Source organism: Burkholderia sp. Ac-20345 (genome assembly GCF_017104825.1).
Classification (GTDB): Bacteria; Pseudomonadota; Gammaproteobacteria; order Burkholderiales; family Burkholderiaceae; genus Burkholderia; species Burkholderia lata_B.
Genome location: NZ_JAAGPO010000245.1, coordinates 1 through 13185, shown reverse-complemented (window position 1 = coordinate 13185; position 13185 = coordinate 1). Strand labels below are relative to the sequence as shown.

Annotated in this window: 12 protein-coding genes, 1 tRNA gene and 1 pseudogene; 7 read left to right on the top strand and 7 right to left on the bottom strand. The window is 63.9% G+C overall.

All coding sequences use genetic code 11. The features are described from left to right. The 5 genes and pseudogenes from G3O06_RS42395 to G3O06_RS42375 all read left to right on the top strand — a co-directional run. Positions 1-101, top strand: a pseudogene (locus G3O06_RS42395) (YraN family protein); the annotation flags it as partial. A 126-nt stretch (positions 102-227) separates the two neighbouring features. Continuing rightward, positions 228-812, top strand: coding sequence for an SIS domain-containing protein (locus G3O06_RS42390; RefSeq protein WP_069246887.1), 585 nt, complete (start codon positions 228-230; stop codon positions 810-812). A gap of 17 nt (positions 813-829) precedes the next feature. Next, positions 830-1630 carry a BON domain-containing protein gene (locus G3O06_RS42385; protein ID WP_174973744.1) on the top strand — a complete coding sequence of 267 codons (801 nt, stop codon included), beginning with the start codon at positions 830-832 and terminating at the stop codon, positions 1628-1630. After that, positions 1627-1989, top strand: coding sequence for a c-type cytochrome (locus tag G3O06_RS42380; protein ID WP_205819631.1), 363 nt, complete (start codon positions 1627-1629; stop codon positions 1987-1989). The genes G3O06_RS42385 and G3O06_RS42380 overlap by 4 nt, the downstream gene beginning before the upstream one ends. 65 nt (positions 1990-2054) lie before the next feature. Then, a tRNA-Ala gene (locus tag G3O06_RS42375) sits at positions 2055-2130 on the top strand. A gap of 650 nt (positions 2131-2780) precedes the next feature. On the opposite strand, the gene G3O06_RS42370 is transcribed toward G3O06_RS42375, so the two are convergent. The 4 genes from G3O06_RS42370 to G3O06_RS42355 all read right to left on the bottom strand — a co-directional run bounded on the left by G3O06_RS42370 (position 2781) and on the right by G3O06_RS42355 (position 8788). Beyond that, complete coding sequence (locus G3O06_RS42370) at positions 2781-3068, bottom strand: PAAR domain-containing protein (RefSeq protein ID WP_174985939.1); 288 nt, start codon at positions 3066-3068, stop codon at positions 2781-2783. A gap of 13 nt (positions 3069-3081) precedes the next feature. Further along, positions 3082-4041, bottom strand: a complete 960-nt coding sequence (locus G3O06_RS42365; protein WP_205819630.1) for a T6SS immunity protein Tli4 family protein — start codon at positions 4039-4041, stop codon at positions 3082-3084. A 77-nt stretch (positions 4042-4118) separates the two neighbouring features. Next, complete coding sequence (locus G3O06_RS42360) at positions 4119-6065, bottom strand: alpha/beta hydrolase (protein ID WP_205819629.1); 1947 nt, start codon at positions 6063-6065, stop codon at positions 4119-4121. Positions 6066-6097: 32 nt separating this feature from the next. Then, positions 6098-8788: a type VI secretion system Vgr family protein gene (locus G3O06_RS42355; protein ID WP_205819628.1), complete on the bottom strand. Its 2691-nt coding sequence runs from the start codon at positions 8786-8788 to the stop codon at positions 6098-6100. Between the two features lie 221 nt (positions 8789-9009). On the opposite strand from G3O06_RS42355, the gene G3O06_RS49850 reads away from it, so the two are divergent. After that, complete coding sequence (locus tag G3O06_RS49850; RefSeq protein WP_277403790.1) at positions 9010-9132, top strand: hypothetical protein; 123 nt, start codon at positions 9010-9012, stop codon at positions 9130-9132. A 327-nt stretch (positions 9133-9459) separates the two neighbouring features. On the opposite strand, the gene G3O06_RS42350 is transcribed toward G3O06_RS49850, so the two are convergent. The 3 genes from G3O06_RS42350 to G3O06_RS42340 form a co-directional block, all read right to left on the bottom strand. Beyond that, entirely contained in the window at positions 9460-9771 is a 312-nt protein-coding gene (locus tag G3O06_RS42350; RefSeq protein ID WP_205819627.1) for a hypothetical protein, read from the bottom strand. 127 nt (positions 9772-9898) lie between these two features. Further along, positions 9899-11296 carry an enolase C-terminal domain-like protein gene (locus G3O06_RS42345; RefSeq protein ID WP_205819626.1) on the bottom strand — a complete coding sequence of 466 codons (1398 nt, stop codon included), beginning with the start codon at positions 11294-11296 and terminating at the stop codon, positions 9899-9901. A gap of 62 nt (positions 11297-11358) precedes the next feature. After that, positions 11359-12699 (bottom strand): MFS transporter, encoded by a 1341-nt coding sequence (locus G3O06_RS42340; RefSeq protein ID WP_205819625.1) that lies wholly within the window; start codon positions 12697-12699, stop codon positions 11359-11361. Positions 12700-13004: 305 nt separating this feature from the next. Between G3O06_RS42340 and G3O06_RS42335 the strand changes: the two genes are divergently transcribed. Further along, positions 13005-13185 (top strand): DUF2239 family protein (locus G3O06_RS42335; RefSeq protein WP_205819624.1); only part of this gene is annotated, 181 nt, incomplete at its 3' end.

Genomic DNA, 13185 nt, shown 5'->3' with positions numbered 1-13185 from the left:
CGCGGTACGGCGCCGGTGCCGCGTGCCGCTTCGACGTCGTCGCGTTCGAGGCCGGGCGGCTCGTGTGGCTGCGCGACGCATTTCGTGCCGACGATGCGTAACCGCGAGCTGTGACGAGATGTAAAGAGTTCTTGTCGGACCCCCGGAGAGGGTGCCGGAGTACGGTAAACTCGCCGCACCCACGATGTCGCGCGATGCGTGCCACGCGCCCAGTTCACCAGGAATCGATGTCAGTCGAACGTATTCAGCAACATTTCCGCGACAGCGCCGCGCTTCACGCCGAAGCGGCCGACGCGCTGTCGCTGCCGATCGCAGCCGCGGTCGACGCGATGTTCGCCGCGCTGGCGAACGGCAACAAGATCGTCGCCTGCGGTGACGGCCCGTCGGCCGCCGCCGCGCACTACCTCGCCGTGTCGCTCGTCGGCGGCTTCGAGCGCGAGCGTCCGGGCCTGCCCGCAATTGCGCTGGCGACCGACGCGTCGCAGGGCGGCCTCGCGGGCGCGGTGTCCGCCGATCAACTGTTCGCGCAGCAGGTGCGCGTGCTCGGCCAGACCGGCGACATCCTGCTGGTACTCGATCCGGCCGGCGCGTCGCCGCGCGTGCTGGCGGCAATCGACGAAGCGCACGAGCGCGAGATGACCGTCGTTGCGCTGACGGGGGGCGACGGCCATGCGGTCGCCGCCGCGCTGTCCGATACCGATATTCCGATCAGCGTGCCTGCCGTTCGTGCGGCGCGCATCCACGAAGTCCATCTGCTGACCATCCACTGCCTGTGCGACGGCATCGACGCGATGCTGCTGGGTGAGGATTGAACGAAGGAGAGCCGTCGATGAATCAAAGCCGCGTCAAACAGACGCTCGTCAGAACCACGCTGCTCGCCGCGCTGATGGCGGGCCTCGCCGTGTCGCTGCAAGGTTGTGTGCTCGGGGTCGTGGGCGCAGCGGCCGGTGGCGGCGCGCTGATCGCGACCGATCGCCGTACGCTCGGCGCGCAGACGGAGGATCGCGAGATCCAGGTCAAATCGCTCTCGCAGATCAACAGCGGGCTGCCCGACCAGTCGCACGTGAACGTGACGGTGTTCAACCGCCGCGTGCTGCTGACGGGCGAAGTGCCGAACGACGCATCGAAACAGCGCGCCGAAGAAATCGTGCGCGCCATCAACAACGTGAACGGCATCGTCAACGAGTTGTCGGTCGAGCCGGCTTCGTCGCTGTCGTCGCGCGCGAACGACTCGTACCTCGAAGGGCGCGTGAAGTCCGAGCTGATCGCGACGAAGGGCATCTCGTCGAACTACTACAAGGTCGTCAGCGAGCGCGGCAACCTTTACCTGATGGGGCTCGTGACCGTCGACGAGGGCAATCGCGGTGCGGAAGCCGCCAGCCAGGTGCCGGGCGTCGAGAAGGTCGTGAAGGTGTTCCAGTACGTGAAGCCGCAGGACGCGCAGGCGCTGCAGAATGCATCGTCCGCGAGCGGCGCATCCGGCACGCAGGCTGCCGCCGCGCCGGCGGATACCGCGACGGTGGGCGCCGTGCCCGACGCGTCGGTGCAGTCCACGCCGCTGCAGCCGCCCGCGCCGATCTCGAATTCGTCGAGCGTGCACCCGGGCAACGCGAAGGCCCCGTCGCAATGAAGAGCATGCAGATGAAGCAGATGAAACAGTGGATGGTGCAGAGTGCTGCGGCCGCGGCGCTCGTGGTTGGCACGCTGGGCGCTGCACACGCGGATGTCGGCGACGGCCTGAAGGTCGCGCGCGGCAACGCGTGCATGGGCTGCCACGCGGTCGACCGCAAGCTCGTCGGCCCGTCGTTCAAGGATATCGCCGCCCGTTACAAGACCGATCCGCAGGCCGTGGCAAAGCTGTCGAAGAAGGTGAAGGAGGGCGGCTCGGGTGTCTGGGGCGCGATTCCGATGCCCGCGCACCCGCGCATGAGCGACGCCGACGCGCGTTCGGTGGTCGAATGGGTGCTGGCTGGCGCGCCGTCAAAGTAACGTTTCGGGGTGACTCAACCCCTATTGCCAAGCGCGGAAACGCGTGTGTATGATGGTTGACTGTTGGGGCGGTAGCTCAGCTGGGAGAGCGTCGCGTTCGCAATGCGAAGGTCGGGAGTTCGATCCTCCTCCGCTCCACCAACGAAATTCGAAGGGCTGATCGCTGAGACAGGAAAGTTGATTTTGCCTCGAGCGCAAAGATATGCTTCTCTGACAAAGTGCGATCTTATGTTTCAACAACAAAGCCGGCCTTGCGCCGGCTTTGTTGTTTGGGAACGACAATCCGTAGCTTAGCAGTGCCCGCGCACGAATCGAGCTTAGGCGATTGTGTCGTCGAAATTGCGCGATCGATCGAAGTCCCTTTCGCACCTATGTCTGTTACTAATAGGTGGTGTGATCGAGGCCGTTGGTCGAAGTCAACGACCCTCGGCCATGCATCCCTGCTTGCCTGAGCAAGGCTGGCATCATGCGGATACAGGCTGGATTTCGAACTGGCGCAGATCGCCAGTGCCGGCCGCAGTGTTGCGCGGGCTGGCCATGGACATCGCCGCCGGAAGCATCAGAAGTGCCTCGAGAGGGCAGGCGCGGCTCCTATCCGCCGGAGCCGAGACCTTGCATCAGTGGCAACCGCCGCCCAGCGCCTGCACGCAGTCTCGGAACGACTGGCAACCCGAGAGAGCCAACGTCCACGCTAGCAGCAGCGCCATTCCCATCCATTTTCTGACCATCACACGACTCCCTAGCTGAAAAGAACGACATGTGCTGTCGACATCGGCAACTCGCCGCCGACGCTACACATCCACATACGACGTCTGCTGCGACGGCACTAGGTGTGGCGGAGGCGTACACAGGCAGACACACAGATCATCGCTCAGCGCCGCCTGCCGGCCATCTGGGCCGGTGGTGGAGACGCGCGGACCTTCGCACTGGATATGTCCCATGGTCTTGCAGACGGGACACCAGACCGGATCGGTCTCGTACGCCTGCTCGCGGCCACCGAGCAGATCGTGCGCGTCGCCGCCCTGCACGATCCCGCCGACCGTCGTCAGGTCACCTTTCACAATATCGTAACGGCGCATCGTTCGGCCCCGGTCAGACCGCGCCCGGTCGCGCGCGTAGGCTGTTCACCAGCGTGTCCCACGTCTGCAGCGCCCCCGCCTCGTCGACCGGCGAGGTGGATCGGTCCGGCGGCAGATCGCTACGCGCGGGTGCGCCCAGCAGCAGTTCGACCGAGGTATGCGGCTGCGCCACCGTCGCGGGATTCCCCGGCGCGAGCAGGTAGAAGCGATACACCGTGACGTCGCCGTCCTTCAGCGCAAATAGCACTTCCTCGGCGTCCATGCCGGCCACCGTTCGCTTGCCGTGTCGCAGGATACGATAGCTGCCGGGCATGCGATCGAGTTTCGCACGCAACTCGGGTAGACTGCTGGTAAGCGGCTCGGATTTGTCCCCATCTGCTGCGTCGCGCAACTTGATCACCAACAGCGCTGGCCGGCCCGGCATCAGCGCAAACGACTGGCTGACCTCTTCCGTGTAGGTCGACGGGCCAGTGACGATGCCGCCATCGAAGCAGAAACCCGGCTCCGTCGGCACGGTCCAGTTATCGCGCACCTTGAGGCGGCGGAAGGTGTCGTTATAGATGTTTTCGGCCCGGTCCAGCACATCCGCGCCGATCATGCCTGTCGTATGGACGAGCGTGCGATTTGCGAACAGATAGCCCTCAGTATCGAACGGCAATGTTGCCGCCTTCGCCACAGCATCGTTGAAGACGAAAACCCGCGAATGCGCCACTGGAGAAAACGCTTTTTCCAGCCACGCATGCCCGGTCTTCTCCTTCAGATTGACTGGATTCATGCGTTGCTTGGTGCGCAGTTCCGTCTCGCGCGCTGCGACCTTGGCGTCGTAGGTCTCCACCGGCACGTTGTGCGTCGTGATGAGTTTATCTCCGCGATACTCGTAACTCTCATTCGAGATCTCGCTCGAAACGGGCCGGTCGAACACGAGGCGACCGATGCACCACGGACGTACTTTGGACAGCAGAGGATTGTTCATCGTCGATTCCACGGAAAACGCAAGAGAGCAGGCACACAGACCCGCCAGCAAAAGGAGTGTGCGAACGAAACGCGCCATCATGCCTCTCCTGGCACATCAATGTCTTTTACGATTTGCACCACACTGTATAGGAGCGCCCAGCGCGTCCAGGGATGCGCGTAACTCTTCATGTGCTCATACCCTGCCTGCACGAACGCCATTTGCACGCCGTTGGCCGGATCACCCGGCACATCCGGCTTCAGGCCACGCGCCTGCGCGTCCGCCGACCATGCCGGCACAGTGCCGTCACCGCGAATGATGCCGGTCTTGCTCGCCACGCGATCCCAGTCGGTCGTAGCGCTTATGTCGGGGATCTTGTTGGTCTTCTGCATCGTGAACGTGACACTCAGGTTTCGCTCTTTCAGCCGCACGCGGAGTTGGCCCTTGCCCGAATCGTCCAGCAGCTCGGCGGCGCGGAGCTCGGATTCCTGCACATCCGCCGGTACGTCGCCGGTCCAGATGGCGTTGCCCCACGCCAGCAAGTTCTTCGTCAGCTCGCCTTGCTCGACGGTGGGCTTGTCCTTTTCGGTGGCCTCGGTCGTCGTGCCGGAAGCGGGAAATCGCGTGTCCAATCCCCCATTGCCGTATGCGACATACGTGTTGCCATGGTAATTATTCGTCAACTGGCTCTGCCGGAGAACCACCTTCTTTAAGGTGGCCTTGTAATGGTTGACCAGGACATTGGCACCCTTCCCATTCCCGCCCAGTCGCGCTGTCACCAGATTGGCCGGATCAAGCTGGCTTTCCTTCGGCAGCAAACCGTACCAATCTGCGTTGAGATAAAGCTCGTTGTAGGCGTCGCCGTTCTTCGGAAACTGCATGAGCACCGTTCCGTCAGGTCGAGCGAAAATCCACCATGCCGTGCCGTTGTTATAGTCCGGCATCGGTGTCAGCTCCATCGGCCCCGGTGCGTTTGCCATCACTGCGATGAATTCGTCCGCATCGCGTCCGAGCAGGCTGCCGTTGATAAATCCGTTCATGCCGCCTTCGGGGCCGCCACCTGTCTTGTAACGCTTGGCTGCCAGCGGCGCCCCGGTGGCAGGCTGTGCGCCGTGAAATACCCCGTGGATCGAGTCTTCCGCGCCATGGTTTAACACGGCAAAGCGAGCCACCAGACCACCCATCGAATGCGTCACGATGATGGCCTTGCCCGTGTCGTTCTCCTTGCAGATCTCGGTAATGCCCATGAGCCGTGTCTTCCCCTTGGTCTGCGGATCGGGACAATCGATACCATTGACCACATCGCGCCCCGAATCGTCGTTCGACTGCAGCCAGTTGTAGCCGATTGCGTAGACACGGTAGCGGAACTTGACGAACCGCCTGAACTCCGGGGACTCCGCGGTGATCGCCTCGCCTTTTCCGTACGCCCCGTATTGCGTCGGCGCGGTGTCCAGCACCGGATGCAGCGTCCACGTCTTGCCCTTTGGATCGGGCTCGCACCAGGCACCTTTCAACTCGCCGCACAGCATGGGGTTGTTCAATTGTTGCTCAAGCCACAGCAGCACGGGCTGGTAACTGGTTCGGTAGACCGAACCCCAGCCGCGCCGCTGCGCCTCCTTTTCGGTGATCGTCTTGCCATCGCCCACGTTGATCGGTCCGAGCGGCGTCACCGACACCTTGAGAGGATCGAAACGGATCTCGCGCGATGATGCGCTTTGAAACCACCCGAAGAGAACCGACAAGAATCCGCCGAGCATCGCACCGACCGTGTCCATGTTCGGCGCAAAGAAGGCCTCGTCGCCGGTGTCCTTGGTGACGATGGGCGAGCCCATGACGCCGGGGATGAAGATCACCGGGATGATGGGGCGCAGATCGTGCAACGTCTCCTTGGCGCGTGTATCGTCGGCCGGCGTCAGGGTGGCATGGGCATACGAGTCGCCCCCTTCATCGGTATGCGATGAAAGACGGACAACTTCGTGTTCGGCCTCGTCGTCGCCGGAACCTTGACCCGGGGTACCGGGACTGTCAGGCTGATTTTCGCTCATGGATGTTCGCAGGTAGAGGTTGTGTGTGCCGCCTAGGCTTTGCTGGCGCCCGGTCGCAGCGCACGGATCATCACGGTTTCGATATCGTTGTTCTTCTGCTCGGTCGTATGGCCCAGTTCGTCGGTGACGCCGCTCAGGCGCGTGCCATCGCCGCGAACGATCTCGTACGGATGGTTCTTGAGCGGATCGCCCGTGATGCGGTCGCGCAAGATGTACTTGTCATTGAACGCCGGCTTCGGAAGGCTATTCATGTGCTCGGCCACCGAACTGGGTCCCTGCCGGCTGAACGACGCCGACTTGACGGTACGCGCACCGCGGGTGCCGTCCTCGATGCCTTCGGCGGTAATCCGGATATACGAGCCACCGCACTTGAGCATCAGTTCGGTCTTTGCGTCGATCACGATGCTGCCGTTGTTGCTCTTGAGCGTGAGGCCGAGTTCGGAAAGCAGGCGCAGCTGGTCGCTGAGTGCCTGGATATCGACCGCACCTTTTCCTGCGATCAGCTTCATGCCGGCGCGCTGGACGAAGATGCTGATTTTCTCCGCAACGCCCGCCACCAGCGATTTACCGACCGCCCAGTACGTGTCCTTGCCGCTCACCAAATTCAGGTGTTCGTCGGCCACCAGCTGCGCCGACGCGCGTGTGGTCAAGCCCATGCTTTCCTGACTCGATCCGAGCATGACGGGCTTGGCAAAGGCGTTTGCATTGCCGGTCCCGCCGCCGGCGGTGCTGCCGCCATTGGACACCCCCGCCTTGTTGTGCTGGGTCGCCTTCGCGAACGCGGCGAGGGCTTCACGTCCCGGCTTCAGGTCCTCGCCCCTGGCCGTCGCGCTGGCAGAGGACAGCGACTCGACCAGCAGATCGGCGCGTGCCAGGATCTCGCGTGGCTGGCTGGTATCAAGTGGCTGGCCATCGACGCTGGTGGAGTGGGTGCTGAAGTACAGTCCCTCGCCTGCGTGAATCGCGCCGGCGTTATCGGTACGCAGCGTAAAACCGCTACCCACATAGGCGCCCCGGGTATTGCCGTTCTGGACGATCTGGTAACCGAGATGCAGGCCGCTCATGCCGTGGCTGCTCATCACGCGCATCCGCGGCTGGCCGGTCGAGTCGTCCATGACCTGTTGGTTGTAGCCACCGCCGCCGCCATACTCCCGTGACTGATAGCCAGACATCAGGCCGTTCGAATGCCACTGCGGCTTTGCCGTGCCGTTGTACACGCGGTGAAGCGCAATCGGGCGGTCGATGTCGTTGCCGATATGGCCGATCAGCAGTTCCTCACCCGCGCGCGGCATGTGGACACTGCCATAGCCCTCGCCGGTGTCGGACTGCGCGATGCGCACCCAGCACGACGCGCGGTCGTCACCTTCGTTGAGCCGATCCCAGATGAACAGCACCTTCACCCGGTTCAGTTCATCGGTATAGCATTCCTGGCCTTTGGGGCCTGCCACGATCGCTGATTCCAGCTTCGCTTCGGGCTTGCGATGTTCGAACGGGCTGCGGTAGGGAACTGTCGTGCGCTGCGCCTCGATGGCGATCCGGTAAAACCCCGTCGATCCGTCAGCGTGGCTCACGCCGAACGTCTGGTCGGGGTCGTCGGCACGAGCCTGCGCCAGCGCATGACTCAGGCTGTGGGGAAAATTCGTTTCATGCCCGGAGAGCGGTAGGTTGTTCTCGATGGTCCACTCCACCTCGATGCTCGCGAATTCGTTCTGGTTCGCGGTGTCATGATCGTGCTCCGGATGTCCGGTCAGCGTGAAGCGCCGACCCGCATCGATGGCACGTAGACCGCCGATGCCGTGAAAGCGTTTGGCCTGCGACTCCCACTCCTCCATGCGGATCTTCGACAGATGGTCGCCCCGATCCTGTTCCGGATACGTATAGCCACCGGTGTATTCATAGACTTCCGCTTGCGCGGGTAACGCACCCTGGTTGGCCATCGTCGGCACCGACGTCGCTTTCGGATTGAAGGGCGTCGAAGGATTTTTGTAGTCGAAGGTGCGCGTCGACAACAACACGGATTGCAGCGTCCGGGTCCCTGCCCATTGGGTCAGTGCATCGGCCTCGCTGTGTATGCCCGCACGATAGAACTCAACGGTGGCCGGCGACAACGGTTCGAGCGTGTCGAGGCGATCGGTGATCACCAGCGTATGCGATTTGCCATCGGTGGCCTGCTGCCAGACACCGTATAGACCTTCCGACTCCAAGAGCCGGTGCACGAAGTTCCAGTCGGCCTCGTCTTGCCGGCAATAGGAACGTGCCGGCAACGGCTTCGAGAGCGCAAAGCGGTACATGCCCTTCGCCTGCGGATGTTCATTGAATACGTCTGCAATGATTTCGTCCGCGGTCTTGTCCTGCCAGTGCCGCTGGTCGCGACGGAACCTCAGGAAGTGCATCCACGAGGAAAAACCGAGCTGATAGCTTGTAAGGCCACCGTCCGCTCCAAGCCGACGGGCCGTGTGCACATAGCCGTGATGTGCGCAATAGGAACCATCGGCCTGCTGAATCCAGAGGGTCACGGCCTGGGAAATCAGCGTTTTGAGCTGAACATCGCTGGACGTGGAGACGCAGTCGAGCAGGAAGAGATAATCGCGACCGATCCGTGAACGTCCGGTTACGCGGTGGGGCAGCAGGACATTCTGACCTGCCGGCGTGTCCAGTTTTAGAAGACGGTCCTGCTGCGATAATCCGCCGGTAATTGCCCCGATTATGTCACGCGTGCCCATACCGCCTCTCAGTGGTTTGTTTTTACTTCCCGCGCGATTTTACGGTGAAAACCTCAGACGATTATTAGGAATTGAAAAAAAATTCGGCGTGATTAAGCACGAAACGGATATTTGGGGGCAGACCGAGGTATAAATATCCGCGCAAACAAGCCCTGCTTGTGTGACGGATCTCACACAGTATCCAGTGTGTGGCGTACCTGAGTGTGCGGCGTCCTCATTGCATGGATGATTTTGCTGATCCGAACCACTGCCTCGAAAGTCTCCTGTACCAGACCACCTCCCCGATCTCGACGCAAGTGCTCGCCGACGCGCTGGCGTTCCGGGAGGGGCGCGAGTCGGCGTGAGGGTGTTGCGGCAATGGCGTTGAGGTGAATTCGTATGCAGTGGTTCTGACGCGCCGACCGTGGTAGCCGTCGCGCCACGTGCACAAAGTGCAGCGAAATCAGAGCAGCTAGGACAAAGTGCAGAGAATAGCTTCCGTCTGTTCGGTGTCCGTTTTTCAGATGCTTTTGATTTCAGCGGTTGGAGTGCAAAGAGACGCGTCCTACTGCTCGCAAGGATTTGCTCCCTGTCCCAGCGAGATCGGGCCTTTTTGTTTTTGTGGGTCCGCGATGACAGGCCGGGTCCAGGCGCCGCACTCGACGTGGCGGGATGGGTCGACCGGTGGCCGGTCAAGTCAGCAGTTCGTGCGCGAGCCTGAACGTCGGCACCGACAGTGCGGCAAACCCCACCGTAATTACCGCGAGAATCACTGTTCTCTTCCGCAGCAGCGCGAAGATGACGAACGACAGCGCGTAGAACGCGCAGGTCAGCAGGATGATCCACCAGAGCGCCGCGTAGCCGGCGCCGCCTTCGAAGTTCGATACGTTCCGCGTCATCAGAGTCGCACCGTAACCGGCGGCGGTCATGCTCGCGGGCAGGCCCAGCACCGAATACAGGACGAAGACGATGATCTGTCTCGGTGTCGGATCGGAAGACGTCATGACGGGCGGTTCTTTTTCGGGTGGACGGGCCGCCCGAACCGGTCGCCACGCGGGCAGGTTCAGGCAGCCAGCAGGATGCGGGCGTTTCCGGTGTTTGGCAACCACCCGCCGCCACCCGCCGCCACCCTCACCCCCGCCCGAAACTCGGCCGCTTCGGATCGTACGTCCACCCCGGCACGAGATAGCGCATCGCGACCGCATCGTCGCGCGCCGTACCACCGACCTCCTTGTACAGCGCGTGCGCGGCCTCGACCTGCGCCATGTCGAGCTCGATCCCGAGCCCCGGCCGCTCCGGCACGGCCACCTGGCCGCCGACGATCTTCAGAGGCTCGCGCGTGAGCCGTGCATCGCCTTCCTGCCAGATCCAGTGAGTATCGATCGCGGTGATCGTGCCGGGCGCGGCTGCTGCCGCATGCGTGAACATCGCGAGCGACACGTCGAAGTGGTTGTTCGAGTGCGAGCCCCACGTGAGCCCCCAGTCGCGGCACAGCTGCGCGAGCCGCACCGACCCCTGCATCGTCCAGAAATGCGGATCGGCGAGCGGGATGTCGACCGCCTGCAGCCGTACCGCATGATCCATCTGCCGCCAGTCGGTCGCGATCATGTTGGTCGCGGTCGGGATCCCCGTCGCGCGGCGGAATTCGGCCATTACCTCGCGGCCCGAATAGCCGCCTTCCGGCCCGCACGGATCCTCCGCATACGCGAGCAGGTGGCCTTGCCCGCGGCACAGCGCGACGGCCTCGTCGAGCGACCACGCGCCGTTCGGGTCGAGCGTCGCGCGGGCGTCGGGGAAGCGCGCCTTGATCGCGGCGATCGCCTCCATCTCGTCGGCGCCGGCCATCACGCCGCCCTTCAGCTTGAAATCGGCGAAGCCGTAGCGATCGACCGCGGCTTCGGCCTGCCGCGCGATCGCGGCCGGCGTGAGCGCCTCCTCGTTGCGCAGCCGGAACCAAGGGGTGCGCGCTTGCGCTTCGTCGCGATACGGCAGGTCGGTGCGGCCGCGATCGCCGATATAGAACAGATAAGCGAGCATCGGCACCGCGTCGCGCTGCTGGCCTTCGCCGAGCAGGGCTGCCACCGGCACATCGAGATGCTGGCCGAGCAGGTCGAGCAGCGCCGCCTCGATCGCGGTGATCACGTTGTCGAGCCGCAGGTTGATCTCGTGCGGCTGGCGCAGCACGGCCGCCTCGCCGGCCGACGTCACCTCGTGCCGGATCGTGCGGCCCGCACCCGGGCCCGCGCCGGACAGCGCCGCGCGCACCGCGTTGAGCGTCGCCTGGTAGCGTCCGATCGACTGGCCGACCACGAGATCCGTCATGCGCTCGAGCGCGTGGCGGATGCCTTCGCCGCCCGGCACTTCGCCGACGCCCGTGTGTCCGCTGCTGTCGTCGAGGATCACGAGGTTACGCGTGAAATACGGCGCGTGCGCGCCGCACAGATTGAGCAGCATGCTGTCGCGGCCGGCGACGGGAATCACCTGCATGCGCGTGACGCGCGGGGTGCCGGCACGGCGGGATTCGGACATCGGTTCGCTCCTGGTTCCGGTGGTGCGCGGGCCGCCGGCTGCGCCGGCGCGGCCCGTGCCGTTCATTGAAGCTCGACGCGGCGGATGTCGCCGACGACGAACAGGTAGCAGATCACGGCGACGAGCGCGTGCGCGACGACATAGACGAGCGCGCCGTTGAACGAGCCGCTGCGGTCGACGATGTAGCCGATCGCGATCGGCGTCGTGATGCTGGAGAGGTTGCCGCACGTGTTGAGCAGCGCGCCGCTCAAGCCCGCGATCTGGCGCGGCGCGGTGTCGGCGTTGACGGCCCAGCCAAGTGCGCCGAGCCCCTTGCCGAAGAACGACAGCGCCATGAACAGCACGACGAGCACGTGCGAATCGGTGTAGTTGCAGACGATCATCGACATCGACAGCAGCATGCCGATCACGATCGGCACCTTGCGCGCGACCGACAGCGAGCGGCCCTGTTTGAGCAGCCCGTCGGACACGACGCCGCCGAGAATCCCGCCGAGGAACCCGCACACGGCCGGGATCGACGCGACGAGCCCCGCGTTGAGGATCGACATCCCGCGCGCCTGCACGAGATAGACGGGAAACCACGTGATGAAGAAGTAGGTGAGCGCGTTGATGCAGTACTGCGCGACGTACACGCCGATCAGCATCCGGCTCTTCAGCAGCGCCTTCACGTGGCGCATCGACGGGCCGCCGTCGCGTCCGCCGGTCGCCTGGTCGATGTTGACGAGCGCACCGCCTTCGGCGAGGTAGTCGAGTTCCGCGCGGTTGATGTTCGGGTGGTCCTTCGGGTCGTACATCGTGCGGTTCCACACCAGCACGAACGCGAAGCCGAGCACGCCCATCACCGCGAACACCGACTGCCAGCCGAACGCGTGCACGAGCCAGCCCATCAGCGGCGCGAACACGACGGTCGCCGCGTACTGCGCGGCGTTGAAGATCGCCGACGCGGTGCCGCGTTCGGCGGCCGGGAACCACGCGGACACGATCCGGCTATTGGCCGGGAACGACGGCGCCTCGGCCGCGCCCACCAGGAAGCGCAGCCCGAACAGCAGCGCGAACGCGGCCGCGCCGCCGAAGAAGCCGATCGAGCCCTGCAGCAGCGTGAACAGCGACCAGAAGAAGATGCTGAACGCATAGACGATGCGCGACCCGTAGCGGTCGAGCAGCCAGCCGCCCGGCAGTTGCGCGACCACGTACGACCAGCCGAACGCGGAGAAGATGAAGCCGATCTGCACGTGGCTCAGGTGCAGTGAGCGGGCGAGGCTCGGGCCCGCGATCGCGATAGCCGCGCGATCCGCGTAGTTGATCGTCGTGACCGCGAACAGGACGGCCAGCACCAGCCAGCGCACGCGTGTGCGCTGAGCCGTTGCCGACGCGGACGCCGGCAGCGCGTGAAGCGGATTCATGACTTGTCTCCTCCGAAGGGCGGAAGGTGCCGTCGTGCGGCAGGCGCATCGGTGCGCGCCATTCGTGTGGGTGATGCCGGCCGGAGGCCGGACGCCGCTGCCCGAGGGCAGGGCGTCCGGGTCATTCTGTCATGTCGAAAATTGCGCTTTCATGCCAATTGCTGACTTGATCGATTCACGATTTGAATCGATCGACCGAGGGCCGTGTTGATGTCACTGCCATATTTTACCCGGATGTTATTGACATCCAATTTATACCCGGATAAAAATAGCGACATTCCGATTCCAGCCCGCGGGCGACCACGATGACCAACACCACACTCCTTCCTTCCTGCACGGCTTTCGACGGCCACCGGCGGCTCGCGTCGGGCCCGCTCGCGACGGTCGCGCTCGCGGTCCGGCAGGCTGCCGGCGATGCGATGCCCGGCGCGATCCTGATCTTCGACGATGCGACGGGCCGCTCGATCGACCTCGACCTGCGCGGCA

Bases quoted from the DNA above. Each gene is read 5' to 3' on its own strand.
- G3O06_RS42380 (WP_205819631.1), top strand. From the start codon at position 1,627: ATGAAGAGCATGCAGATGAAGCAGATGAAACAGTGGATGGTGCAGAGT.
- G3O06_RS42340 (WP_205819625.1), bottom strand. From the start codon at position 12,699: ATGAATCCGCTTCACGCGCTGCCGGCGTCCGCGTCGGCAACGGCTCAG.
- G3O06_RS42345 (WP_205819626.1), bottom strand. From the start codon at position 11,296: ATGTCCGAATCCCGCCGTGCCGGCACCCCGCGCGTCACGCGCATGCAG.
- G3O06_RS42365 (WP_205819630.1), bottom strand. From the start codon at position 4,041: ATGAACAATCCTCTGCTGTCCAAAGTACGTCCGTGGTGCATCGGTCGC.
- G3O06_RS42355 (WP_205819628.1), bottom strand. From the start codon at position 8,788: ATGGGCACGCGTGACATAATCGGGGCAATTACCGGCGGATTATCGCAG.
- G3O06_RS42350 (WP_205819627.1), bottom strand. From the start codon at position 9,771: ATGACGTCTTCCGATCCGACACCGAGACAGATCATCGTCTTCGTCCTG.
- G3O06_RS42385 (WP_174973744.1), top strand. From the start codon at position 830: ATGAATCAAAGCCGCGTCAAACAGACGCTCGTCAGAACCACGCTGCTC.
- G3O06_RS49850 (WP_277403790.1), top strand. From the start codon at position 9,010: ATGGATGATTTTGCTGATCCGAACCACTGCCTCGAAAGTCTCCTGTAC.
- G3O06_RS42370 (WP_174985939.1), bottom strand. From the start codon at position 3,068: ATGCGCCGTTACGATATTGTGAAAGGTGACCTGACGACGGTCGGCGGG.
- G3O06_RS42390 (WP_069246887.1), top strand. From the start codon at position 228: ATGTCAGTCGAACGTATTCAGCAACATTTCCGCGACAGCGCCGCGCTT.
- G3O06_RS42360 (WP_205819629.1), bottom strand. From the start codon at position 6,065: ATGAGCGAAAATCAGCCTGACAGTCCCGGTACCCCGGGTCAAGGTTCC.